A 19,996-nucleotide genomic window follows, 5' to 3' on the forward strand; every position below is an offset into this window, starting at 1 on the left:
AAGGCGCTCACCGACATCTGCTGCACCTCGTCCAACGCCGTCGACGTGGTCGCATCCATCGACCCCGACCGCGAGGTGCTGTTCTGCCCGGACCAGTTCCTGGGTGCGCACGTCCGACGGGTAACCGGCCGCACCAACCTGCACGTGTGGGCCGGTGAGTGCCACGTGCACGCCGGCATCAACGGCGACGAGCTCTCCGAGCAGGCCCGTGCGAACCCCGAGGCCGAGCTCTACGTGCACCCCGAATGCGGTTGCGCCACTTCGGCGTTGTACCTCGCGGGCGAGGGCGCCTTCCCGGCGGACCGGGTCAAGATCCTGTCCACCGGCGGCATGCTCGACGCGGCGCATCAAACGCACGCCCGCAAGGTGCTGGTCGCCACCGAGGTCGGCATGCTGCACCAATTGCGCCGGGCCGCACCGCAAGTCGACTTCCGCGCGGTCAACGACCGGGCCTCGTGCAAGTACATGAAGATGATCACGCCGGCGGCGCTGCTGCGCTGCCTGGTCGACGGGGCCGACGAAGTCGACGTCGACCCGGAGATCGCGGCGGCCGGCCGCCGCAGCGTGCAGCGAATGATCGAGATCGGCCAGCCGGGCGGTGGTGAATGATCGTCCGCCCGGCCTGGACGCACAGCGCTGACGTCGTCGTCATCGGCACCGGTGTCGCGGGATTGGCCGCGGCGCTGGCCGCCCACCGCGCCGGCCGCAGCGTCGTCGTGCTGAGCAAGGCCGACCAGGCGCGCGGGGTGACCGCGACCCACTACGCCCAGGGCGGCATCGCCGTGGTCCTGCCCGACAACGACGATTCCGTCGAGGCCCATGTCGCCGACACCGTGACCGCGGGCGCCGGCCTGTGCGATCCCGACGCGGTGACCTCGATCGTCGCCGACGGCTATCGTGCGGTGTCCGAATTGGTCGGCGCCGGAGCGCGATTCGACGAGGCGACGCCCGGCCGCTGGGATGTCACGCGCGAGGGCGGGCACTCCCGGCGGCGGATCGTGCACGCCGGCGGCGACGCCACCGGTGCCGAGGTGCAGCGAGCGCTCGACCACGCCGCCCGGCTGCTGGACATCCGCACCGGTCACGTCGGCCTGCGCGTGCTGCACGACGGAGCCGCGGTGACCGGCGTCTCCGTCGGCAACCCGGACGGCTACGGCATCATCCACGCGCCGGCGGTCATCCTGGCCTCCGGCGGGCTCGGGCACCTCTACGGCGCGACGACCAATCCGGACGGCTCCACCGGCGACGGCATCGCGCTGGCGTTGTGGGCCGGTGTCGCGGTCAGCGACCTGGAGTTCATCCAGTTCCACCCCACGATGCTGTACGCCGGCGCGGCAGGCGGCCGGCGGCCGCTGGTCACCGAGGCCATCCGCGGTGAGGGCGCCATACTGGTTGACCGGCAAGGCAATTCGGTCACCGCCGGCGTCCACCCGATGGGTGACCTGGCGCCGCGGGACGTCGTCGCCGCGGCCATCGACACGCGGCTGAAGGCCACCGGCGACCCGTGCGTCTTCCTCGACGCCCGCGGCATCGCCGGTTTCGCGGCCCGCTTCCCTACGGTGACCGCGGCGTGCCGGGCCGCCGGCATCGACCCCGTCCGCCAACCCATCCCGGTCGTGCCGGGGGCGCATTACAGCTGCGGCGGCGTCGTCACCGACGTGCACGGGCAGACCGAACTCCCGGGCCTGTTCGCCGCCGGCGAGGTGGCGCGCACCGGCATGCACGGCGCCAACCGGCTGGCGTCCAACAGCCTGCTGGAAGGCCTGGTGGTGGGGGGCCGAGCCGGCAGGGCCGCGGCCGCGCACGCGACGGCGGCGGGCCGCACCCGCGCGGTCGCACCCGAGCCCAGCGCCCACACCGCGCCCGAGCGCGCCGAACTGCAGGCCACGATGAGCCGCGACGCCTCGGTGGTGCGCGACGCCGCCGGGCTGACGCGGCTGTCCGACGCGCTGGCGGGTGCGCCGGCGCGCGCCGTCGCCGGCCGCCGCGATTTCGAGGACGTGGCGCTGGCCGTCGCCGCCCGCGCGGTGACCGCGGCGGCCCTGGCCCGCAACGAGAGCCGGGGCTGCCATCACCGCGCGGAATACCCGGACCCCGCGCCCGAACAGGGCCGCAGCAGCGTGCTGCGGCTGGCCGACGACCGGAACTCGGTGCTGGTGGAGGCGCTGGCGGCGGTGGGCTGATGATGCTTCCCGACGAACGGAGTGCCGCACAGGACATCATTCGGCGCGCGCTGGAAGAGGACCTGCGCTACGGGCCCGACGTCACCACGCTCGCGACCGTGCCCGCCGGCGCGGTGGCCACGGCGTCGATGGTGCCCCGGCGGCCCGGCGTGATCGCGGGCGTGGAGGTCGCCCTGCTGGTCCTCGACGCCGTCCTCGCCGGCGGCTACGAGGTGGTGCACGCCGTCGAGGACGGCGCTCGGCTGCAACCCGGCGAGCCGGTGCTGACCGTGCGCGCCGATACCCGCGGCCTGCTGACCGCCGAGCGGACCATGCTGAACCTGGTCTGTCACCTGTCGGGCATCGCCACCACGACGGCGGCGTGGGTCGAGGCCGTGGACGGCACCAAGGCCAAGATCCGCGACACCCGCAAGACGTTGCCGGGCCTGCGCGCGCTGCAGAAATACGCGGTGCGGGCCGGCGGGGGTGTCAACCACCGGCTGGGGCTGGGGGACGCGGCGCTCATCAAAGACAACCATGTGGTGGCCGCGGGATCGGTGGTCGGCGCGCTGCGGGCGGTGCGCGACGCCGCGCCCGACCTGCCGTGCGAGGTCGAGGTGGACTCCCTCGAACAGCTCGACGAGGTGCTCGCCGAAAAGCCCGAACTGGTGCTGCTGGACAACTTCCCGGTATGGCAGACGCAGATGGCCGTGCAGCGGCGCGACGCGCGCGCCCCCGCGGTGCTGCTCGAATCGTCCGGCGGACTCAGCCTTCAGAACGCCGCCACGTACGCAGCGACCGGGGTGGACTACCTGGCCGTCGGCGCGCTGACACACTCGGTGCGCGCGCTCGACATCGGCCTGGACATGTAGGACTTACCGGCCGGTCATCCCCGCGCCAACGCGTCGGCGGCCGAGCGTGCCGAAAGAGCTTCGAGCACAGCACATTCCGCTTCATAGACGGCGGCCTCGGCGAAATCGATGGTATCGAGCGCGTAGCCGATGGCCATGTTGGCGTAGGCGTCCATCTCCTTGGCCTCGTGCTGGGCATTCTTCTCGGCCAGGTCTTTGCGGATCTTGGCGACGTGAGACTGCCATTTCTCGGCGATTTCCCGCCAGTGCTTCGACGCGTCATCGTCAGCGGCTGAGGCCCGGTCTTGCAAATGGTCGGCGGCTTGGTCTGCCCTGTCGCGGGCGTGGGCCGCGTCCGCCTGGACCTGTTCACGGGCCTGCTGCGCCGCGGCACGCACCTTGTCGTTGGCCTCCCTGGCGGCGGTGGAGATTTTTTCGAACCGGGCGGTCAGGTCGTTGTCGGCCATGGGGAGATCCCTTCTGCTCAAGGGGTTGGTTGTGCACCTGTCATCGTCTCGCCGCGCCGCGCGCCGCCGTAGGGTCCTAAGTCCTTGCTCGCGAACGGATTTGACACCGGTGTCACAGTCTTCACATCCGCATCGTCAGCAGCGTCCGCGCGGCGGGCTTGGCGGCTTCCAGCGCGCCCGCGTCACCGGAGATCCGGGACAGGATCAGTGCGCCCTCGATCAGCGAGATCACCGCCAGCGCAACCTGTTCGGCCTTTGCCTCGGACCAGCCGTCGGAGCGCAGCCGCTGCTCGACCGCCGCGCACCAGCCCCTGAAGGCGCGCGCCGACGCCTCGCGCACCAGTGGGCTCGCGTGCACCGACTCGGTGGCGATCGGTTCGATCGGGCAGCCGTCGCGCCGGTCGCCGGCCAACCCGGCCGCCAGCAGGTCGATCCAGCGGTCGACGATGTCGGCCGCGGGCCGGCCGGTCGCCAGGAATCGGCGCAGCAGCTGCTCGATGCCGGTGCCTTCGGTCTCGACGACCGCCGCGGCCAGTTGCTGCTTGCCCCGGGGGAAGTGGTGATACAGCGAACCGGGTTTGACGCCGGCCTCGTCGAGGATCTGGTTCAGCCCGGTCGCCGCGTAGCCCTGGCGGCGAAACAGCGTGGCGGCCGTCCCGACCAACGCGGCGCGGCTGCGATCGGGTCTCGGCATGCTATTGACTTTACTTGAGTGATCACTCAAGAATGCAGAGATGAGGCAGCTGACGTACGAGGAAGCCGGGCGCTACGCGTGGCGCGAGGTGCCCGAACCGCAGATCACCGCGACCGGGCAGGCGCTGGTGCGGCCGCTGGCGGTGGCGTGTTGCGACCTCGACGTCGCGGTGTGCAACGGGCGGCTGCCGTTGCCGCCGGGGTATGCGGTCGGGCACGAAGGGCTGGCCGAGGTCGTCGCCGTGGGCGACGACGTCACGGGGGTCCGGGTGGGCGACCGCGTCGTGGTGCCGTTTCAGATCAACTGCGGCGATTGCCGCGAATGCCGCCGCGGCGTGACCGGCTCGTGCAGCGCGGTGCCGTTCATGGCGGCCTACGGGATGGCGCCGATCGCCGGCCTGGACGGCGGCGGGTTCATGTCGGACCTGGTGCTGGTTCCGTACGCCGATGCGATGCTCATCCCGTTTCCGGACGCCGTCGACCCGGTTTCGATCGCGTCCCTGTCGGACAACATTCCCGACGGCTGGCGCACCGTCGGGCCGTTCGCTGCGGAGCTGGACACGCTCGATCCCGTCGATCGCCGCGTCCTGGTCCTCGGACGGCTGTCGATCGGCCTGTATTCCGCCGCGATCGCCGCGGCGCTCGGGGCCCACGTCGACTACGTCGACACCGACCCGCAGCGGCTGGCCGCCGCCGAGAAGCTCGGCGCGGTGGTCCATGATGCCGCCAAACCCGACAAGTCGTGGGGCGCTTACCCGGTCACCGTGCACACCACCAGCGATGCGACCCTGCTGGCGGCGACGCTGCGCGCCACCTGGCCGGACGGCGTGTGCACCGACACCGGGATCTACCCCGAATACAAAGTCGAGATGCCGTTGCTGCCGATGTACTCACGCGGCGTGCGGTTCGTCACCGGCCGCGTCAGCGCGCGCACGGTGATCCCGCGGGTGCTCGACCTGCTCGCGGGCGGCCTGGACGTGTCGCCGGCGGTCGACCGCGTCGTCGCGTGGGAAGACGCCCCCTCGGCCTGGCCGACGATGACCGGAAAGACCGTCTTCACCCGCGCGTAGCGCCGTCGGGCGTGCATTCCGGGCGTCGGGCGTGCGCCCAGGGCGGGTCCCGGCCGCGTGTCGCCGCCATGAGCGCACGCGCAAAGCCGTGCGCGCACGCCAGAAGCTGTCAACGCAAGAAAAAGCCGCGAACGCCGCCGCAACAGCGGGCCCGGGTCTCAGGCGATGTCGCCGACGAACACGCCGATGCGGCGCAGCTGCATCCGGGCCATCCGCGGCAGCCGTTCGGCGTCGGGACCCTCGGTGCCGGCCGGCAGGATGCGCGGGTTGGTGATGTGCACCACGCGGTCGCGGCCGAACTGAACGTCGGCCTCACCGGCCGCCAGCACGTTCTTGACCCAGTTCGTCTTGCCGTGGCCGAGCGCGATCGCCAGCACGTTGCCCTTGCGGTACGGGGTGATGATCGTCTCGTACGGGGTGCCGGAGGTGCGGCCGCGATGCTTGATGGTCGCGGTCCCGGGCAGAAAGCGGGCGATCGGCTTGACCGCGGGATTGAAATACTTGATCTGGAAGCGCTCGAACCAGGGCGGGAACACCATCGGGACGCCTGGAGCGTTATTGGGGTGATCCTTCGCGGACATGACGGCTCCCTGAGTCGTGTGGGCCTTCCACGGGCACTGTACCGGTCGGATAACAACTTGAGCTGCTCTGGGACAATGGAGGCAATGAGTACCGCTTCAGCACCCGTGATGGCCCGCATCGACCTGCGGGGCGTCGAACTGACGGCTGCCCGATTGCGGTCCGCGCTGCCACGCGGGGGCGCCGACGTGGAGAGCGTCGTGCCCAAGGTGCGGCCGATCGTGCAGGACGTGGCCGAGCGTGGCGCCGAGGCGGCGCTCGAGTACGGGGCGTCGTTCGACGGGGTGCGGCCCGCGGCCGTCCGGGTGCCCGGGGCCGCGCTGGAGGCGGCGCTGGCCGGCCTGGATCCCGACGTCGTCGAGGCCCTGCGGGTGATGATCGAACGCGCCCGCGCCGTGCACGCAGACCAGCGCCGCGCCGACGTCACGACCACCCTGGGCCCGGGCGCGACGGTCACCGAGCGGTGGGTCCCCGTCGAGCGGGTCGGCCTGTACGTGCCGGGCGGCAACGCGGTCTACCCGTCGAGCGTGGTGATGAACGTGGTGCCGGCGCAGACCGCCGGTGTCGGCTCGCTGGTGGTGGCCAGCCCGCCGCAGGCCCGCTACGACGGACTGCCGCACCCGACGATCCTCGCGGCCGCGCGCCTGCTCGGGGTCGACGAGGTGTGGGCCGTCGGCGGCGCGCAGGCGGTCGCGCTGCTGGCCTACGGCGGAACCGATATGGACGGCTCTGACCTCGCGCCGGTCGACATGATCACCGGGCCCGGCAACATCTACGTCACCGCCGCCAAGCGGCTGTGCCGCTCCCGGGTGGGCATCGACGCCGAGGCCGGGCCCACCGAGATCGCCATCCTCGCCGACCACACCGCCGACCCGACCCACGTGGCCGCCGACCTGATCAGCCAGGCCGAACACGACGAGATGGCGGGCAGCGTGCTGGTCACGCCCAGCGAGGACCTGGCCGCCGCGACCGCCGCCGAGGTGGCCGCGCAGCTGCGCACGACGGTGCACCGCGACCGGGTGGCCGCCGCGCTCGGTGGCCGCCAGTCGGCGATCATCCTGGTCGACGACCTGGACGCCGCCGTCCGGGTGGTCAACGCCTACGCCGCCGAGCACCTGGAGATCCAGACCGCCGACGCCCCGGCGGTGGCCGCCCGAATCCGTTCGGCCGGAGCCATTTTCGTGGGCCCCTACTCGCCGGTGAGCCTCGGCGACTACTGCGCCGGATCCAACCACGTGCTGCCGACCGCGGGCTCGGCCCGGCACTCCAGCGGACTGTCCGTTCAGACCTTCCTGCGGGGCATCCACGTGGTCGACTACACCGAGGCCGCGCTCAAGGACGTCTCCGGGCACGTGGTCACGTTGGCCAAGGCCGAAGACCTGCCGGCGCACGGCGAGGCGATCCGGCGGAGGTTCGAGCGATGACCGAACCGCGGGAGCCGACGCTCGACGACCTACCCCTGCGCGAGGACCTGCGTGGCAAATCGCCTTACGGCGCACCGCAATTGGCCGTCCCGGTGCGGCTGAACACCAACGAGAACCCGCACCCGCCCAGCCCGGCGCTGGTGGACGACGTGGTGCGGTCGGTGGCCGAGGCGGCCGCCGACCTGCATCGTTATCCCGATCGCGACGCGTCCGCCCTGCGCCGCGATCTGGCCGGCTACCTCACCATCCAGACCGGTGTGCCCGTCGGGCCCGAAAACGTCTGGGCGGCAAACGGATCCAACGAGATCCTGCAGCAGCTGCTGCAAGCGTTCGGCGGGCCGGGGCGCACCGCGATCGGGTTCGTCCCGTCCTACTCGATGCACCCGATCATCTCCGACGCCACCCGCACCGAGTGGCTGGAGGGCGTCCGCGCCGACGACTTCAGCCTCGACGTCGACGCGGCCGTGGCCGCGGTGACCGACCGCCGGCCTGACGTGGTGTTCATCGCGAGCCCCAACAACCCGTCCGGGCAGAGCGTTTCGCTGCCGGATCTGCGGCGCCTGCTCGACGCGGTGCCGGGCATCTTGATCGTCGACGAGGCCTACGGCGAGTTCTCCTCCGAGCCCAGCGCCGTCGGGCTGGTGCGCGAATATCCGACCAAGCTCGTCGTCACGCGCACCATGAGCAAGGCGTTCGCCTTCGCCGGCGGGCGGCTCGGCTACCTGGTCGCCACCCCCGCGGTGATCGACGCGATGCTGCTGGTGCGGTTGCCGTATCACCTCTCGTCCGTCACCCAGGCCGCGGCCCGCGCCGCGCTGCGCCACGCCGACGACACCCTGGGAAGTGTCGCCACGCTGATCGCCGAACGCGAACGCGTCACGAAAGCGTTGAGCGGCATGGGTTTTCGGGTGATTCCCAGCGACGCGAATTTCGTGCTGTTCGGGCAGTTCGCCGACGCCCCGGCCGCCTGGCGGCGCTACCTGGACGCCGGCGTGTTGATCCGCGACGTCGGGATTCCCGGCTACCTGCGCGCCACGACCGGGCTGGCCGAGGAGAACGACGCCTTCCTGCGGGCCAGCGCCCAGATCGCCGCCACCGAACTGGCACCAGCCACCCCAGTAGGAGCCCCGTGACCACCATTGCGACCCGGCGCGCGCGTATCGAGCGCCGCACCAAGGAATCCGACATCGTCATCGAACTCGACCTCGACGGCAGCGGCCAGGTCCACGTCGACACCGGTGTGCCGTTCTACGACCACATGCTGACGGCACTGGGCAGCCACGCCAGCTTCGACCTGACCGTGCGCACCAAGGGCGACGTGGAGATCGAGGGGCACCACACCATCGAGGACACCGCGATCGCGCTCGGACAGGCGCTGGGGCAGGCCCTCGGCGACAAGCGGGGTATCCGCCGGTTCGGCGACGCCTTCATCCCGATGGACGAGACGCTGGCCCACGCCGTCGTCGACGTGTCGGGCCGGCCCTACTTCGTGCACACCGGCGAGCCGGATCACCTGCTGCAAACCACCATCGCCGGCAGCTCGGTGCCGTACCACACCGTGATCAACCGGCACGTGTTCGAGTCGCTCGCCATGAACGCCCGCATCGCGCTGCACGTACGCGTCCTGTACGGGCGCGACCCGCACCACATCACCGAAGCGCAATTCAAGGCGGTGGCCCGCGCGTTGCGCCAGGCCGTAGAGCCCGACCCCAGGGTGTCGGACGTGCCGTCCACCAAAGGTGTTCTGTGACAAAACCATCCGTCGTCGTCCTGGATTACGGCTCGGGCAACCTGCGGTCGGCCCAGCGCGCGCTGCAGCGGGCGGGCGCGTCGGTCGAGGTGACCGCCGACGCCGACGCCGCGGCCGCCGCCGACGGGCTGGTGGTGCCCGGTGTCGGGGCCTTCGAGGCCTGCATGACCGGCCTGCGCAGGGTCAAGGGCGACCGCATCATCGCCGACCGGGTCGCCGCCGGGCATCCGGTGCTGGGGGTCTGCGTGGGCATGCAGATCCTGTTCGCCAGCGGCGTCGAATTCGGCGTCCAGACAACGGGTTGCGGCCAGTGGCCCGGGGAGGTCACCCGGCTGGACGCGCCGGTGATCCCGCACATGGGCTGGAACGTGGTCGACGCCGGGGGAGGGACGACCCTGTTCAAGGGGCTGGACGCGGACACCCGTTTCTACTTCGTGCACTCCTACGCCGCGCAGCGCTGGGAGGGCTCGCCCGAGGCCGTGCTGACCTGGGCCACCCACCGGGTGCCCTTCCTGGCCGCCGTCGAGCAAGGACCGCTGTCGGCCACCCAGTTTCACCCGGAAAAGAGTGGGGACGCGGGTGCGGCCGTGCTGCGCAACTGGATTGATGCTCTGTGAAGAACGGCTCGGGAGGGAATGTGTTGATCTTGTTGCCCGCGGTCGACGTGGTCGAGGGCCGCGCCGTGCGACTGGTGCAGGGCAAGGCGGGCAGTGAAACCGAGTACGGCTCGGCGCTGGACGCGGCGCTGGGCTGGCAGCGTGACGGCGCGGAGTGGATCCACCTGGTCGACCTGGACGCGGCGTTCGGGCGCGGCTCCAACCGCGAACTGCTGGCCGAGGTGGTCGGCAAGCTCGACGTGCGGGTGGAGCTGTCCGGCGGCATTCGCGACGACGATTCGCTGGCCGCCGCGCTGGCCACCGGCTGCGCCCGGGTGAACCTGGGCACGGCGGCCCTGGAGAACCCCCAGTGGTGCGCGCGCGCGATCGCCGAGCACGGCGAGAAGGTCGCGGTCGGGCTGGACGTCCAGACCGTCGACGGGCAGCAACGGCTGCGCGGACGCGGCTGGGAGACCGACGGCGGCGACCTGTGGGAGGTCCTGGAACGCCTTGACGGCGAAGGCTGTTCGCGGTTCGTCGTCACCGACGTCACCAAGGACGGCACGCTGGGCGGCCCCAACCTCGACCTGCTGGCCGCCGTCGCCGGCCGCACCGATGCCCCGGTGATCGCCTCCGGCGGCGTGTCGAGCCTGGACGACCTGCGCGCGATCGCGACGCTGACCGACCGCGGGGTCGAGGGCGCGATCGTGGGCAAGGCCCTCTACGCCGGGCGGTTCACGCTGCCACAGGCCCTGGCCGCGGTAGCGGGGTAGCGCCGTGGCGGACCTGGACGCGTTGGTACGGACGGCCTCGGCGATCCTCGACGACGCCACCGAGCCGTTCCTGGCCGGCCACCGCGCCGATTCGGCGGTCCAGAAGAAGGGCAACGACTTCGCCACCGACGTCGACCTCGCGATCGAGCGGCAGGTGGTCGGCGCGCTGGAAGAGTCGACCGGCATCGGTGTGCACGGCGAGGAGTACGGCGGCGCCGACGTGGACTCGGAGTGGGTGTGGGTGCTGGACCCCGTCGACGGCACGTTCAACTATGCGGCAGGGTCGCCGATGGCGGGGATCCTGCTCGGCCTGCTGCACCACGGCGACCCGGTGGCTGGCCTGACCTGGCTGCCCTTCGTCGACCAGCGCTACACCGCGGTGGTCGGCGGTCCGCTGATGAAAAACGGTGTCGCGCAACCACCCCTGGCCGATATCGACCTGGCCGACGCCCTGATCGGTGCCGGCTCGTTCAGCGCCGACGCGCGGGGCCGGTTCCCGGGGCGGTATCGCATCGCCGTGCTGGAGAACCTGAGCCGGGTCTCGTCGCGATTGCGCATGCACGGCTCCACCGGACTCGACCTCGCCTACGTCGCCGACGGGGTTCTCGGCGGCTCGATCAGTTTCGGCGGCCACGTGTGGGACCACGCCGCCGGGGTGGCGCTGGTGCGGGCGGCGGGCGGCGTCGTCACCGACGTCCACGGCGAACCGTGGACGCCCGCGTCGGATTCCGCGCTGGCCGCCGGGCCCCGCGCCCACGCCGAGATACTCGAGGTGCTGCGCAGCACCGGCCGGCCGGAGGACTTCTGAGATGTCGTCCGGTAATGGGCTTGCGGTGCGGGTGATTCCGTGCCTGGACGTCGACGCCGGGCGGGTGGTCAAGGGGGTCAACTTCGAAAACCTGCGCGACGCGGGCGATCCCGTCGAACTCGCCGCCGCCTACGACGCCGAAGGCGCCGACGAGCTCACCTTTCTCGACGTCACCGCCTCCTCCTCGGGTCGGGCCACGATGCTGGACGTGGTGCGCCGCACGGCCGAGCAGGTCTTCATCCCGCTGACCGTCGGCGGCGGCGTGCGCACGGTGGCCGACGTCGACGTCTTGCTGCGTGCCGGGGCCGACAAGGTTTCGATCAACACCGCCGCGATCGCCCGCCCCGACCTGTTGGAAGAAATGGCAAGGCAATTCGGTTCGCAATGCATCGTGCTGTCGGTCGACGCCCGCACGGTGCCCCCGGAGTCGGTGCCGACACCGTCGGGCTGGGAGGTCACCACGCACGGCGGACGCCGCGGGACCGGGATCGACGCCGTCGAGTGGGCTTCGCGCGGCGCCGATCTGGGCGTCGGGGAGATCCTGCTGAACTCGATGGACGCCGACGGCACCAAGGCCGGGTTCGACCTGCCGATGCTGCGGGCGGTGCGCTCGGCGGTCACGGTGCCGGTGATCGCCAGCGGCGGTGCCGGCGCGGCCGAACATTTCGCGCCCGCCGTCGCCGCCGGTGCCGATGCGGTGCTGGCGGCCAGCGTCTTTCACTTCCGGGAGCTGACCATCGGCCAGGTGAAGGCCGCCATGGCCGCGGAAGGGATCACGGTGCGATGACGCTCGACCCGCAGATCGCCGCGCGGCTGAAGCGCAACGCCGAAGGCCTGATCGCCGCCGTCGCGCAGGAGCGCGGCACCGGGGACGTGCTGATGGTCGCCTGGATGGACGACGCGGCGCTGGCCCGCACCCTGGCAACCCGTGAGGCGACCTATTTTTCGCGGTCGCGCGGCGAGCAGTGGGTCAAGGGCGCGACGTCCGGCCACACCCAATACGTGCACTCGGTGCGGCTGGACTGCGACGGGGACACCGTGCTGCTGACGGTCGACCAGGTGGGCGGCGCCTGCCACACCGGCGACCACAGCTGCTTCGACGCCGACCTGCTGCTGCAACCGGAGTCGTAGGTTGATGCCCGGGCGGCGCGCCCCGGGTTGCTAAATCGCGGTGCGACGCTGCGCCCGGGCGGCGGCCAGGAAGTCGATCCAAGACACCACGTCGGAGTGCTGCCTGAGCAGTGTGCGTCGCTGGCGTTCCGTCATGCCGCCCCAAACGCCCCACTCGACCCGGTTGTCGAGCGCGTCGGCGCCGCACTCCAGGACCACTGGGCAGCGCCGGCAGATCGACGCTGCCTTTCTCTGGGCGGCACCGCGAACGAACAACCCGTCTGGGTCGCCGGTGCGGCAGAGCGCCTTGGAAACCCAGGCGTCGCGATCCTCGGTTCTCGCACTGCGGAGATGGTTTGGAATCGGACCATTGGTGCCACTTTCGGCGGTGATATGGATAGCAAACACCGCTCCCCCTTTTGCTCCGGCCGCGCTGAGAGCTCAGCGTTCGGATACGGCTGTATTGACTTCCGTCCGGCCGAGCCCGTGTGAAGCCGAGGCGAATGTTGCGACCGTATGAAACCCCGTCGCGCAAACGTAGGGGCTTTGGTCGCGGACGTCCGAGGACTTTCGGCTCAGGGTGTCGGGCATCGTCGTCGCACGGGCCGGGGGATCGGGACCGAGGTCCGAAGTCGCCGCGTCGCGAGCCGTGGATGAGAATGGCGGGCGATGTTGAGTCGGGTGTCGTGGACCGCGGTCGTGCCGCTGCTAGCCGTCGCCGTGCAGGCCGTGATCTGGGGCGAGAAGCTGGGCCCGATGCTGGTCGCGCTGGTGGCGGCGTTGCTCATCGGCTCCGTGCTGGCGGCGGTGCACCACGCGGAGGTGGTCGCGGCCCGGGCCGGTGAGCCGTTCGGCTCGCTGATCCTGGCGGCCGCGGTGACGGTGATCGAGGTCGCGCTCATCGTCTCGCTGATGGCGTCCGGGGGCAACGAGGCCGCGACGCTGGCCAGGGACACCGTCTTCGCCGCGGCGATGATCACCACCAACGGCATCGCGGGGCTGTCGCTGCTGCTCGGCTCCCGGCGCTACGGGGTGACGCTCTTCAACGCCGAGGGCAGCGGCGCCGCGCTGGCCACGGTCACCACGCTGGCGACGCTGAGCCTGGTGCTGCCGTCGTTCACCACCAGCCAGGTGGGCCGCGAATTCTCGCCGGGCCAGCTGGCGTTCGCGGCGGTCGCGTCGTTGCTGGTGTACCTGGTCTTCGTCTTCACGCAGACGGTGCGGCACCGCGACTTCTTCCTGCCGGTCGCGCAGAAGGGCCAGAAGAAGCGGCTCTTCGAGGACGAGAGCCATGCCGAGCCGCCGAGCCGCGGCGCCGCGCTGGGGAGCCTGGGGCTGCTGTTGGTCGCCCTCGTCGCGGTGGTCGGGCTGGCCGAGGAGGAGTCGCCGGCCGTCGAGCACGCGGTGACCGCGGTCGGCTTCCCGCAGTCGTTCGTCGGCGTGGTGATCGCCACGCTGGTGTTGCTGCCGGAGACCCTGGCGGCCGCGCGGGCCGCGCGGCAGGGCCGGATCCAGACCAGCCTGAACTTGGCGTACGGCTCGGCGATGGCCAGCATCGGGCTCACGATCCCGGTGATCGCGCTGGCGTCGATCTGGCTCAAGGGACCGCTGGTGCTCGGGCTGGGACCCATCCAGCTGGTGCTGCTGGCGCTGACCGTCGTGATCAGCATGCTGACGGTCGTTCCCGGGCGCGCCACCCGGCTGCAGGGCGAGCTGCATCTGGTGCTGCTCGCCGCCTACGTGTTCCTGGCGGTCAGCCCGTAGCCGCTGACCGGCCGCGCAGTGTCTCCAACGCCTTGTCGGCATGGGTGTCCATGCTGAACTCGCTCGAAATCACGTTGAGCACCGTGCGATCGGTGTCGATGACGAAGGTGGTTCGCTTGACCGGCATCAGCTTGCCGAGCAGGCCGCGCTTGACGCCGAACTGCGTGGCGACCGTGCCCTCGGTGTCCGACAGCAGCGGGTAGTCGAACTTCTGCATGTCGGCGAACTTGGCCTGCTTCTGCACCGGATCGGCGCTGATGCCCACCCGATTGGCGCCCACGGCCGCGAATTCCGCGGCCAGGTCCCGGAAGTGACAGGCCTCCTTGGTGCAGCCGGGCGTCATCGCGGCGGGGTAGAAGAACAGCACCACCGGCCCCCCGGACAGCAGCTCGCTGAGCCTGCGCGGCGCGCCCGTCTGATCGGGAAGTTCGAAGTCCTCGACCGTGTCACCAGTTTTCATGCCGCGAGCGTAACGCCACGGCGAGTTTTGGCCCCAGGGAAGCGCAGCCGACGCTACGCACGCGAGCCCCGGCGACCCATCTGGGAGGATGGTTCGGTGCACGCCCACCTCGCCGAGACGACCTCACGAGAGGACTTTCGCCTGCTGGCGGCCGAGCACCGCGTGGTTCCGGTGACCCGCAAGGTGCTGGCCGACAGCGAGACACCACTGTCGGCCTACCGCAAACTGGCCGCCAATCGCCCCGGCACGTTCCTGCTGGAATCGGCCGAGCACGGCCGATCCTGGTCGCGCTGGTCCTTCATCGGTGCCGGTGCGCCGTCGGCGCTGACCGTCCGCGACGGCGAGGCGGTGTGGTTGGGCGCCGTGCCGCAGGACGCGCCCACCGGCGGCGACCCGCTGCACGCGCTGCGGGCCACGTGCGAGCTGCTGGCCACCGGCGCGCTGCCCGGGCTGCCGCCGCTGTCCGGCGGCATGGTCGGTCTGTTCGCCTACGACATGGTGCGGCGGCTGGAGCGGTTACCCGAGCTGGCGGTCGACGACCTGCACCTGCCGGACATGTTGCTGCTGCTGGCCACCGACGTGGCCGCGGTCGACCACCACGAGGGCACCATCACGCTGATCGCCAACGCGGTGAACTGGAACGGCACCGACGAGCGCGTCGACCAGGCCTACGACGACGCGGTCGCCCGGCTGGACGTGATGACCGCGGCGCTGGGTCAGCCGCTGCCGTCCACGGTCGCCACGTTCGACAGGCCCGAGCCGCGGTATCGCTCGCAGCGCAGCGTCGAGGAATACGGCAAGATCGTCGACTACCTCGTCGAGCAGATCGCCGCCGGCGAGGCGTTCCAGGTTGTCCCCTCCCAGCGCTTCGAGATGGACACCGACGTCGATCCGATCGACGTGTACCGGATGCTGCGGGTCACCAATCCGAGCCCCTACATGTACCTGCTGCACGTCCCGGATGGCAGTGGCGGAACGGACTTTTCGGTCGTCGGCTCCAGCCCCGAGGCGCTGGTCACCGTGCACGACGGCTGGGCGACGACGCATCCGATCGCCGGAACCCGGTGGCGCGGGCAGACCGACGAAGAGGACCAGCTGCTGGAAAAGGAACTGCTCGCCGACGAGAAGGAGCGCGCCGAGCACCTGATGCTGGTCGACCTGGGGCGCAACGACCTTGGCCGCGTGTGCGCGCCGGGCACCGTGCGCGTCGAGGACTACAGCCACATCGAGCGCTACAGCCACGTCATGCACCTGGTGTCGACGGTGACCGGGATGCTCGCCGAGGGGCGGACCGCCCTGGACGCCGTGACGGCGTGCTTTCCGGCCGGCACGCTGTCGGGCGCGCCGAAGGTGCGGGCCATGGAGCTGATCGAAGAGGTGGAGAAGACGCGGCGCGGGCTCTACGGCGGTGTGGTCGGTTACCTCGACTTCGCCGGCAACGCCGATTTCGCGATCGCGATCCGGACCGCGTTGATGCGTGACGGCACGGCCTATGTTCAGGCCGGCGGCGGGGTGGTGGCCGACTCCAACGGCCCGTACGAGTACACCGAGGCCTCGAACAAGGCGCGCGCGGTGCTCAACGCGATCGCCGCCGCCGAGACCCTCACCGCCCCGGATGCCGACCACCATGGCTGAGGCGCCGCGGCGTGCGCGGCTGTCCGTCGGGGTGGCGCAGGCGTTGCTGGTGCTGTCCGCCGCGGCGTTATGGGCGGCGTCGCGGCTGCCGTGGGTGGTGATCCGGTCGTTCGACGGGCTGAGCCCGCCCCGCGAGGTGACGCTGTCCGGCGCGTCGTGGTCGACGGCGCTGCTGCCGTTGGCGGTGCTCATGCTGGCGACGGCTGTGGCGGCGATCGCGGTGCGCGGCTGGCCGCTGCGGGTGCTGGCGGGGCTACTGGCGCTGGCGAGCCTGGCGGTCGGATATCTCGGGGTCAGCCTGTGGGCGCTGCCGGACGTCGCCGTGCGCGGGGCCGACCTGGCGCATGTCGCCGTGATGTCGCTGGTGGGCAGCGAGCGGCGCTACGTCGGCGCGGGCATCGCAGTGGCCGCCGCCGCATGCACCCTTGTCGCGGCCGTCCTGTTGCTGCGGTCGGCCGGCGACGCCGGCGCGACCCGGTTGAGCGCGGAAAAGTACGCCGCGCCCGCGACGCGCCGCTCAAATGCGCTCCGCGACGACGCCGATGGCGCGATGCTGGAGAAGCCGGAGACGCCGAAAATGTCGGAGCGGATGATCTGGGACGCGCTTGACGAGGGCTGTGACCCGACGCGGGACCCGATCGATCGGCCGCGCGACTCGGACACCGAGGGTCGGTGACGGGCCGCGAGCCGAGGGCCGCTACCCTTCATTCACGTCGTCGCAATCGGCTCAGGGTTGTCAGGTTGGCCGCGGGGTGACGATGGGTAACGGCGCGAAGGGAAGCAACAGGCATGAGTCCGGCTACCGTGCTTGACTCCATCCTCGAGGGAGTCCGGGCCGACGTTGCGGCGCGCGAAGCCCTCATCAGCCTTTCCGAAATCAAAGCCGCCGCTGCCGCCGCGCCGCCGCCGCGCGATGTGATGGCCGCCCTGCGCGAGCCCGGCATCGGTGTCATCGCCGAGGTCAAGCGCGCCAGTCCGTCGGCGGGTTCCCTGGCGACCATTGCCGATCCGGCGAAGCTGGCCCGCGCGTACGAGGACGGTGGTGCCCGGATCATCAGCGTCTTGACCGAGGAGCGGCGCTTTCACGGATCGCTCGACGACCTGGACGCGGTTCGCGCGGCCGTCTCGATCCCGGTCTTGCGCAAAGACTTTGTCGTGCAGCCGTATCAGATCCACGAAGCCCGCGCGCACGGCGCCGACATGCTGCTGCTCATCGTTGCCGCGCTCGACCAGTCGGCGTTGGTGTCGATGTTGGACCGCACCGAATCACTCGGCATGACGGCCCTCGTCGAGGTGCACACCGAGGAGGAGGCCGACCGGGCGCTGAAGGCCGGGGCCAACGTAATCGGTGTCAACGCGCGCGATCTCGCGACGCTGGAGGTCGACCGGGATTGCTTCGCGCGCATCGCTCCCGGGCTGCCGAGCAACGTGATCAGGATCGCCGAGTCCGGGGTCCGCGGCACCGGCGACCTGTTGGCGTACGCCGGAGCGGGTGCGGACGCCGTCTTGGTCGGCGAGGGTCTGGTCAAAAGCGGTGACCCGCGCGCCGCGGTCGCCGACCTGGTCACCGCGGGGACCCACCCGTCTTGTCCGAAACCGTCTCGCTAGTCGTCAAGTCACTTGAAGAGTCCCGGCGCTGAAACGTTGAACCTCATGAGCCGTCCCCGCGTAGAGCCTTGGTGATGGTCAATCTGTCCCGCCCGGACCTTCCCCTTCCGAGTGCAGCCGTCGCCGAACCCACCAGCCACGAACCCGATGCTGGTGGCCATTTCGGCGTGTATGGCGGCCGCTACGTGGCCGAGGCGTTGATGGCGGTGATCGAAGAGGTCACCGCCGCCTACGAGAAGGAACGCATCAACCCCGATTTCCTGGACACCCTGGACGACTTGCAGGCCAACTACGCCGGCCGGCCTTCGCCGCTGTACGAGGCCACCCGGCTGTCCGAGCATGCCGGATCGGCGCGCATCTTCCTCAAGCGAGAAGACTTGAACCACACCGGTTCTCACAAGATCAACAACGTCCTCGGTCAGGCGCTGCTGGCGAAGAGGATGGGCAAGAACCGGGTCATCGCCGAGACCGGGGCCGGGCAGCACGGCGTCGCCACGGCCACCGCGTGCGCCCTGCTGGGCCTGGAGTGCGTCATCTACATGGGCGCCGTGGACACCGCGCGCCAGGCGCTCAACGTGGCACGGATGCGACTGCTGGGCGCCGAGGTGGTGTCGGTGGAGAGCGGATCCAAGACGCTCAAAGACGCCATCAACGAGGCGTTCCGTGACTGGGTGACCAACGCCGACAACACCTACTACTGCTTCGGCACCGCCGCCGGGCCGCATCCTTTCCCCGCGATGGTGCGCGATTTCCAGCGGATCATCGGGTTGGAGGCGCGCGTGCAGATCCAGGCCCAGGCGGGCCGGTTGCCCGACGCCGTCGTGGCCTGCGTCGGCGGTGGATCCAACGCCATCGGCATCTTCCACCCGTTCATCGACGATCCGGGGGTGCGCCTGGTGGGCTTCGAGGCGGCCGGGGATGGCGTCGAGACCGGAAGGCACGCCGCGACTTTCGCCGGTGGTTCGCCGGGCGCGTTCCAGGGGTCGTTCTCCTACCTGCTGCAGGACGAGGACGGCCAGACCATCGAATCGCATTCGATCTCAGCGGGTCTCGACTATCCGGGCGTGGGCCCCGAGCACGCGTACCTCAAGGAGATCGGGCGCGCGGAATATCGGCCGATCACCGACGCGGAGGCGATGGACGCATTCGCGCTGCTGTGCCGCTCCGAGGGCATCATCCCGGCCATCGAATCGGCCCACGCGGTCGCCGGCGCGGTCAAGCTGGGCCTCGAATTGGGGCAGGGCTCGATCATCGTGGTGAACCTGTCGGGCCGCGGTGACAAGGATGTCGAGACTGCCGCGAAATGGTTCGGCCTGATGGGACCCGGCGAGCGATGAGCGTTCAGCAGAGGCATGCCAGCAGGCTGGGGCCGGTCTTCGACATGTGCCGCCAGGAGAATCGCGCGGCCCTGATCGGCTACCTGCCCACCGGCTACCCCGACGTGCCGGGCTCGGTGGACGGAATGCTCGCCCTGGTCGAATCCGGTTGCGACATCATCGAAGTCGGCGTGCCCTACTCGGACCCCGGCATGGACGGGCCGACCATCGCCCGCGCCACGGAGGCCGCGCTGCAGGGCGGAGTGCGGGTCCGGGACACGCTTGCCGCGGTCGAGGCGATCAGTGCGGCCGGCGGCCGCGCGGTGGTGATGACCTATTGGAATCCCGTGGTGCGCTACGGGGTCGACGCGTTCGCGCGTGACCTCGCGGCGGCTGGCGGGCACGGCTTGATCACTCCTGACCTCATCCCCGACGAAGCCGGGCGGTGGCTGACGGCAGCTGAGGAGCATCGGTTGGACCGCATTTTTCTCGTCGCGCCGTCGTCGACGCCGGAACGGTTGGCCATGACCGTCGACGCGTCACGCGGATTCGTCTACGCCGCTTCCACGATGGGCGTCACCGGGGCGCGTGACGCGGTGTCGCAGGCCGCGCCCGAGTTGGTGCAGCGCGTGAAGGCGGTGTCGGACATACCCGTCGGCGTCGGCCTCGGGGTGCGGTCGCGCGAGCAGGCCGCCCAAATCGGCAGCTACGCCGACGGCGTGATCGTCGGTTCGGCGCTGGTGTCGGCGCTCGGTGCGGGTGGCCTGCCCGCGCTGCGGGAACTGACCGAGGAACTGGCCGCCGGCGTCCGGCAGAAGGCGTCCGCCCGATGACGACGTTGCCGACGTACTTTCCCAGCCCGCCGCAGGGTGTCTGGCACCTCGGGCCCCTGCCCATTCGCGCGTACGCGCTGTTCATCATCACCGGGAT

At 70.9% G+C, this 19,996-nt stretch carries 24 protein-coding genes; 19 read left to right on the plus strand and 5 right to left on the minus strand.

What is annotated here, in order from left to right; translation table 11 throughout:
* The 3 genes from nadA to nadC all read left to right on the plus strand — a co-directional run.
* A partial coding sequence (nadA, locus tag A9X03_RS03860; protein WP_197499211.1) for a quinolinate synthase NadA occupies positions 1-609 on the plus strand: 609 nt, incomplete at its 5' end.
* The gene (locus A9X03_RS03865; protein ID WP_068259755.1) at positions 606-2,183 is read left to right on the plus strand and encodes an L-aspartate oxidase; all 1,578 of its coding nucleotides are present in this window, start codon (positions 606-608) and stop codon (positions 2,181-2,183) included. The genes nadA and A9X03_RS03865, both read left to right, overlap by 4 nt.
* On the plus strand, positions 2,183-3,034 hold the full coding sequence (gene nadC / locus A9X03_RS03870) for a carboxylating nicotinate-nucleotide diphosphorylase (RefSeq protein ID WP_068259758.1): 852 nt from the start codon (positions 2,183-2,185) through the stop codon (positions 3,032-3,034). The genes A9X03_RS03865 and nadC overlap by 1 nt, the downstream gene beginning before the upstream one ends.
* 14 nt (positions 3,035-3,048) lie before the next feature.
* Here the strand turns inward: nadC and A9X03_RS03875 are convergent, their stop codons facing one another.
* Together A9X03_RS03875 and A9X03_RS03880 are read right to left on the minus strand one after the other, a co-directional pair.
* Positions 3,049-3,480, minus strand: coding sequence for a hypothetical protein (locus tag A9X03_RS03875; RefSeq protein WP_068259761.1), 432 nt, complete (start codon positions 3,478-3,480; stop codon positions 3,049-3,051).
* Positions 3,481-3,601: 121 nt separating this feature from the next.
* On the minus strand, positions 3,602-4,174 hold the full coding sequence (locus tag A9X03_RS03880) for a TetR/AcrR family transcriptional regulator (protein WP_068259763.1): 573 nt from the start codon (positions 4,172-4,174) through the stop codon (positions 3,602-3,604).
* A gap of 40 nt (positions 4,175-4,214) precedes the next feature.
* Between A9X03_RS03880 and A9X03_RS03885 the strand changes: the two genes are divergently transcribed.
* Complete coding sequence (locus A9X03_RS03885; RefSeq protein WP_068259770.1) at positions 4,215-5,243, plus strand: alcohol dehydrogenase catalytic domain-containing protein; 1,029 nt, start codon at positions 4,215-4,217, stop codon at positions 5,241-5,243.
* A gap of 158 nt (positions 5,244-5,401) precedes the next feature.
* Here A9X03_RS03885 and A9X03_RS03890 read toward each other — a convergent pair whose 3' ends face one another.
* The gene (locus tag A9X03_RS03890; RefSeq protein WP_067748042.1) at positions 5,402-5,824 is read right to left on the minus strand and encodes a nitroreductase family deazaflavin-dependent oxidoreductase; all 423 of its coding nucleotides are present in this window, start codon (positions 5,822-5,824) and stop codon (positions 5,402-5,404) included.
* 105 nt (positions 5,825-5,929) lie between these two features.
* Here A9X03_RS03890 and hisD point away from each other — a divergent pair, with 105 nt between their 5' ends.
* From hisD to hisI, 8 genes are read left to right on the plus strand one after another with little or no spacing between them, the layout of a single operon-like run.
* Positions 5,930-7,246, plus strand: a complete 1,317-nt coding sequence (hisD, locus tag A9X03_RS03895) for a histidinol dehydrogenase (RefSeq protein ID WP_156669879.1) — start codon at positions 5,930-5,932, stop codon at positions 7,244-7,246.
* Positions 7,243-8,379, plus strand: a complete 1,137-nt coding sequence (locus A9X03_RS03900; protein ID WP_067748038.1) for a histidinol-phosphate transaminase — start codon at positions 7,243-7,245, stop codon at positions 8,377-8,379. Before hisD ends, A9X03_RS03900 begins: the two co-directional genes overlap by 4 nt.
* Positions 8,376-8,996, plus strand: coding sequence for an imidazoleglycerol-phosphate dehydratase HisB (gene hisB, locus A9X03_RS03905; protein WP_068259772.1), 621 nt, complete (start codon positions 8,376-8,378; stop codon positions 8,994-8,996). The genes A9X03_RS03900 and hisB overlap by 4 nt, the downstream gene beginning before the upstream one ends.
* On the plus strand, positions 8,993-9,613 hold the full coding sequence (hisH, locus tag A9X03_RS03910; protein ID WP_067748034.1) for an imidazole glycerol phosphate synthase subunit HisH: 621 nt from the start codon (positions 8,993-8,995) through the stop codon (positions 9,611-9,613). Before hisB ends, hisH begins: the two co-directional genes overlap by 4 nt.
* Before the next feature lie 20 nt (positions 9,614-9,633).
* A complete protein-coding gene (gene priA / locus A9X03_RS03915) occupies positions 9,634-10,365 on the plus strand; it encodes a bifunctional 1-(5-phosphoribosyl)-5-((5-phosphoribosylamino)methylideneamino)imidazole-4-carboxamide isomerase/phosphoribosylanthranilate isomerase PriA (RefSeq protein WP_067748032.1) in 732 nt (243 codons plus the stop codon).
* A gap of 4 nt (positions 10,366-10,369) precedes the next feature.
* Positions 10,370-11,173: an inositol monophosphatase gene (locus A9X03_RS03920; RefSeq protein ID WP_067785134.1), complete on the plus strand. Its 804-nt coding sequence runs from the start codon at positions 10,370-10,372 to the stop codon at positions 11,171-11,173.
* Position 11,174: 1 nt separating this feature from the next.
* A complete protein-coding gene (gene hisF, locus A9X03_RS03925) occupies positions 11,175-11,960 on the plus strand; it encodes an imidazole glycerol phosphate synthase subunit HisF (protein ID WP_067748028.1) in 786 nt (261 codons plus the stop codon).
* The gene (hisI, locus tag A9X03_RS03930; RefSeq protein ID WP_067785131.1) at positions 11,957-12,304 is read left to right on the plus strand and encodes a phosphoribosyl-AMP cyclohydrolase; all 348 of its coding nucleotides are present in this window, start codon (positions 11,957-11,959) and stop codon (positions 12,302-12,304) included. Before hisF ends, hisI begins: the two co-directional genes overlap by 4 nt.
* A 30-nt stretch (positions 12,305-12,334) precedes the next feature.
* Here hisI and A9X03_RS03935 read toward each other — a convergent pair whose 3' ends face one another.
* Positions 12,335-12,676: a WhiB family transcriptional regulator gene (locus A9X03_RS03935; protein WP_068259780.1), complete on the minus strand. Its 342-nt coding sequence runs from the start codon at positions 12,674-12,676 to the stop codon at positions 12,335-12,337.
* A gap of 276 nt (positions 12,677-12,952) precedes the next feature.
* Between A9X03_RS03935 and A9X03_RS03940 the strand changes: the two genes are divergently transcribed.
* Positions 12,953-14,047 (plus strand): calcium:proton antiporter, encoded by a 1,095-nt coding sequence (locus A9X03_RS03940; RefSeq protein ID WP_068259775.1) that lies wholly within the window; start codon positions 12,953-12,955, stop codon positions 14,045-14,047.
* Here the strand turns inward: A9X03_RS03940 and A9X03_RS03945 are convergent.
* Positions 14,037-14,507: a peroxiredoxin gene (locus A9X03_RS03945; RefSeq protein WP_067748022.1), complete on the minus strand. Its 471-nt coding sequence runs from the start codon at positions 14,505-14,507 to the stop codon at positions 14,037-14,039. The genes A9X03_RS03940 and A9X03_RS03945 overlap by 11 nt on opposite strands.
* 96 nt (positions 14,508-14,603) lie before the next feature.
* Here A9X03_RS03945 and A9X03_RS03950 point away from each other — a divergent pair, with 96 nt between their 5' ends.
* The 6 genes from A9X03_RS03950 to A9X03_RS30755 form a co-directional block, all read left to right on the plus strand.
* Positions 14,604-16,142, plus strand: coding sequence for an anthranilate synthase component I (locus A9X03_RS03950; protein ID WP_067785128.1), 1,539 nt, complete (start codon positions 14,604-14,606; stop codon positions 16,140-16,142).
* A complete protein-coding gene (locus A9X03_RS03955; RefSeq protein ID WP_082954791.1) occupies positions 16,135-16,818 on the plus strand; it encodes a TIGR02234 family membrane protein in 684 nt (227 codons plus the stop codon). The genes A9X03_RS03950 and A9X03_RS03955 overlap by 8 nt, the downstream gene beginning before the upstream one ends.
* A gap of 113 nt (positions 16,819-16,931) precedes the next feature.
* Positions 16,932-17,750 (plus strand): indole-3-glycerol phosphate synthase TrpC, encoded by an 819-nt coding sequence (gene trpC, locus A9X03_RS03960; RefSeq protein WP_055404126.1) that lies wholly within the window; start codon positions 16,932-16,934, stop codon positions 17,748-17,750.
* Positions 17,751-17,824: 74 nt separating this feature from the next.
* Entirely contained in the window at positions 17,825-19,087 is a 1,263-nt protein-coding gene (gene trpB / locus A9X03_RS03965) for a tryptophan synthase subunit beta (RefSeq protein ID WP_067748015.1), read from the plus strand.
* Positions 19,084-19,899: a tryptophan synthase subunit alpha gene (gene trpA / locus A9X03_RS03970; protein ID WP_068259778.1), complete on the plus strand. Its 816-nt coding sequence runs from the start codon at positions 19,084-19,086 to the stop codon at positions 19,897-19,899. Before trpB ends, trpA begins: the two co-directional genes overlap by 4 nt.
* Positions 19,896-19,996 (plus strand): hypothetical protein (locus A9X03_RS30755; protein WP_369830993.1); only part of this gene is annotated, 101 nt, incomplete at its 3' end. The genes trpA and A9X03_RS30755, both read left to right, overlap by 4 nt.

Source organism: Mycobacterium sp. E1715, from assembly GCF_001667625.1.
Lineage (GTDB): Bacteria > Actinomycetota > Actinomycetes > Mycobacteriales > Mycobacteriaceae > Mycobacterium.

Bases quoted from the DNA above. Each gene is read 5' to 3' on its own strand.
- A9X03_RS03865 (WP_068259755.1), top strand. From the start codon at position 606: ATGATCGTCCGCCCGGCCTGGACGCACAGCGCTGACGTCGTCGTCATC.
- nadC (WP_068259758.1), top strand. From the start codon at position 2,183: ATGATGCTTCCCGACGAACGGAGTGCCGCACAGGACATCATTCGGCGC.
- A9X03_RS03875 (WP_068259761.1), bottom strand. From the start codon at position 3,480: ATGGCCGACAACGACCTGACCGCCCGGTTCGAAAAAATCTCCACCGCC.
- A9X03_RS03880 (WP_068259763.1), bottom strand. From the start codon at position 4,174: ATGCCGAGACCCGATCGCAGCCGCGCCGCGTTGGTCGGGACGGCCGCC.
- A9X03_RS03885 (WP_068259770.1), top strand. From the start codon at position 4,215: ATGAGGCAGCTGACGTACGAGGAAGCCGGGCGCTACGCGTGGCGCGAG.
- A9X03_RS03890 (WP_067748042.1), bottom strand. From the start codon at position 5,824: ATGTCCGCGAAGGATCACCCCAATAACGCTCCAGGCGTCCCGATGGTG.
- A9X03_RS03900 (WP_067748038.1), top strand. From the start codon at position 7,243: ATGACCGAACCGCGGGAGCCGACGCTCGACGACCTACCCCTGCGCGAG.
- hisF (WP_067748028.1), top strand. From the start codon at position 11,175: ATGTCGTCCGGTAATGGGCTTGCGGTGCGGGTGATTCCGTGCCTGGAC.
- hisI (WP_067785131.1), top strand. From the start codon at position 11,957: ATGACGCTCGACCCGCAGATCGCCGCGCGGCTGAAGCGCAACGCCGAA.
- A9X03_RS03940 (WP_068259775.1), top strand. From the start codon at position 12,953: ATGTTGAGTCGGGTGTCGTGGACCGCGGTCGTGCCGCTGCTAGCCGTC.
- A9X03_RS03945 (WP_067748022.1), bottom strand. From the start codon at position 14,507: ATGAAAACTGGTGACACGGTCGAGGACTTCGAACTTCCCGATCAGACG.
- A9X03_RS03955 (WP_082954791.1), top strand. From the start codon at position 16,135: ATGGCTGAGGCGCCGCGGCGTGCGCGGCTGTCCGTCGGGGTGGCGCAG.
- trpC (WP_055404126.1), top strand. From the start codon at position 16,932: ATGAGTCCGGCTACCGTGCTTGACTCCATCCTCGAGGGAGTCCGGGCC.
- trpB (WP_067748015.1), top strand. From the start codon at position 17,825: ATGGTCAATCTGTCCCGCCCGGACCTTCCCCTTCCGAGTGCAGCCGTC.
- trpA (WP_068259778.1), top strand. From the start codon at position 19,084: ATGAGCGTTCAGCAGAGGCATGCCAGCAGGCTGGGGCCGGTCTTCGAC.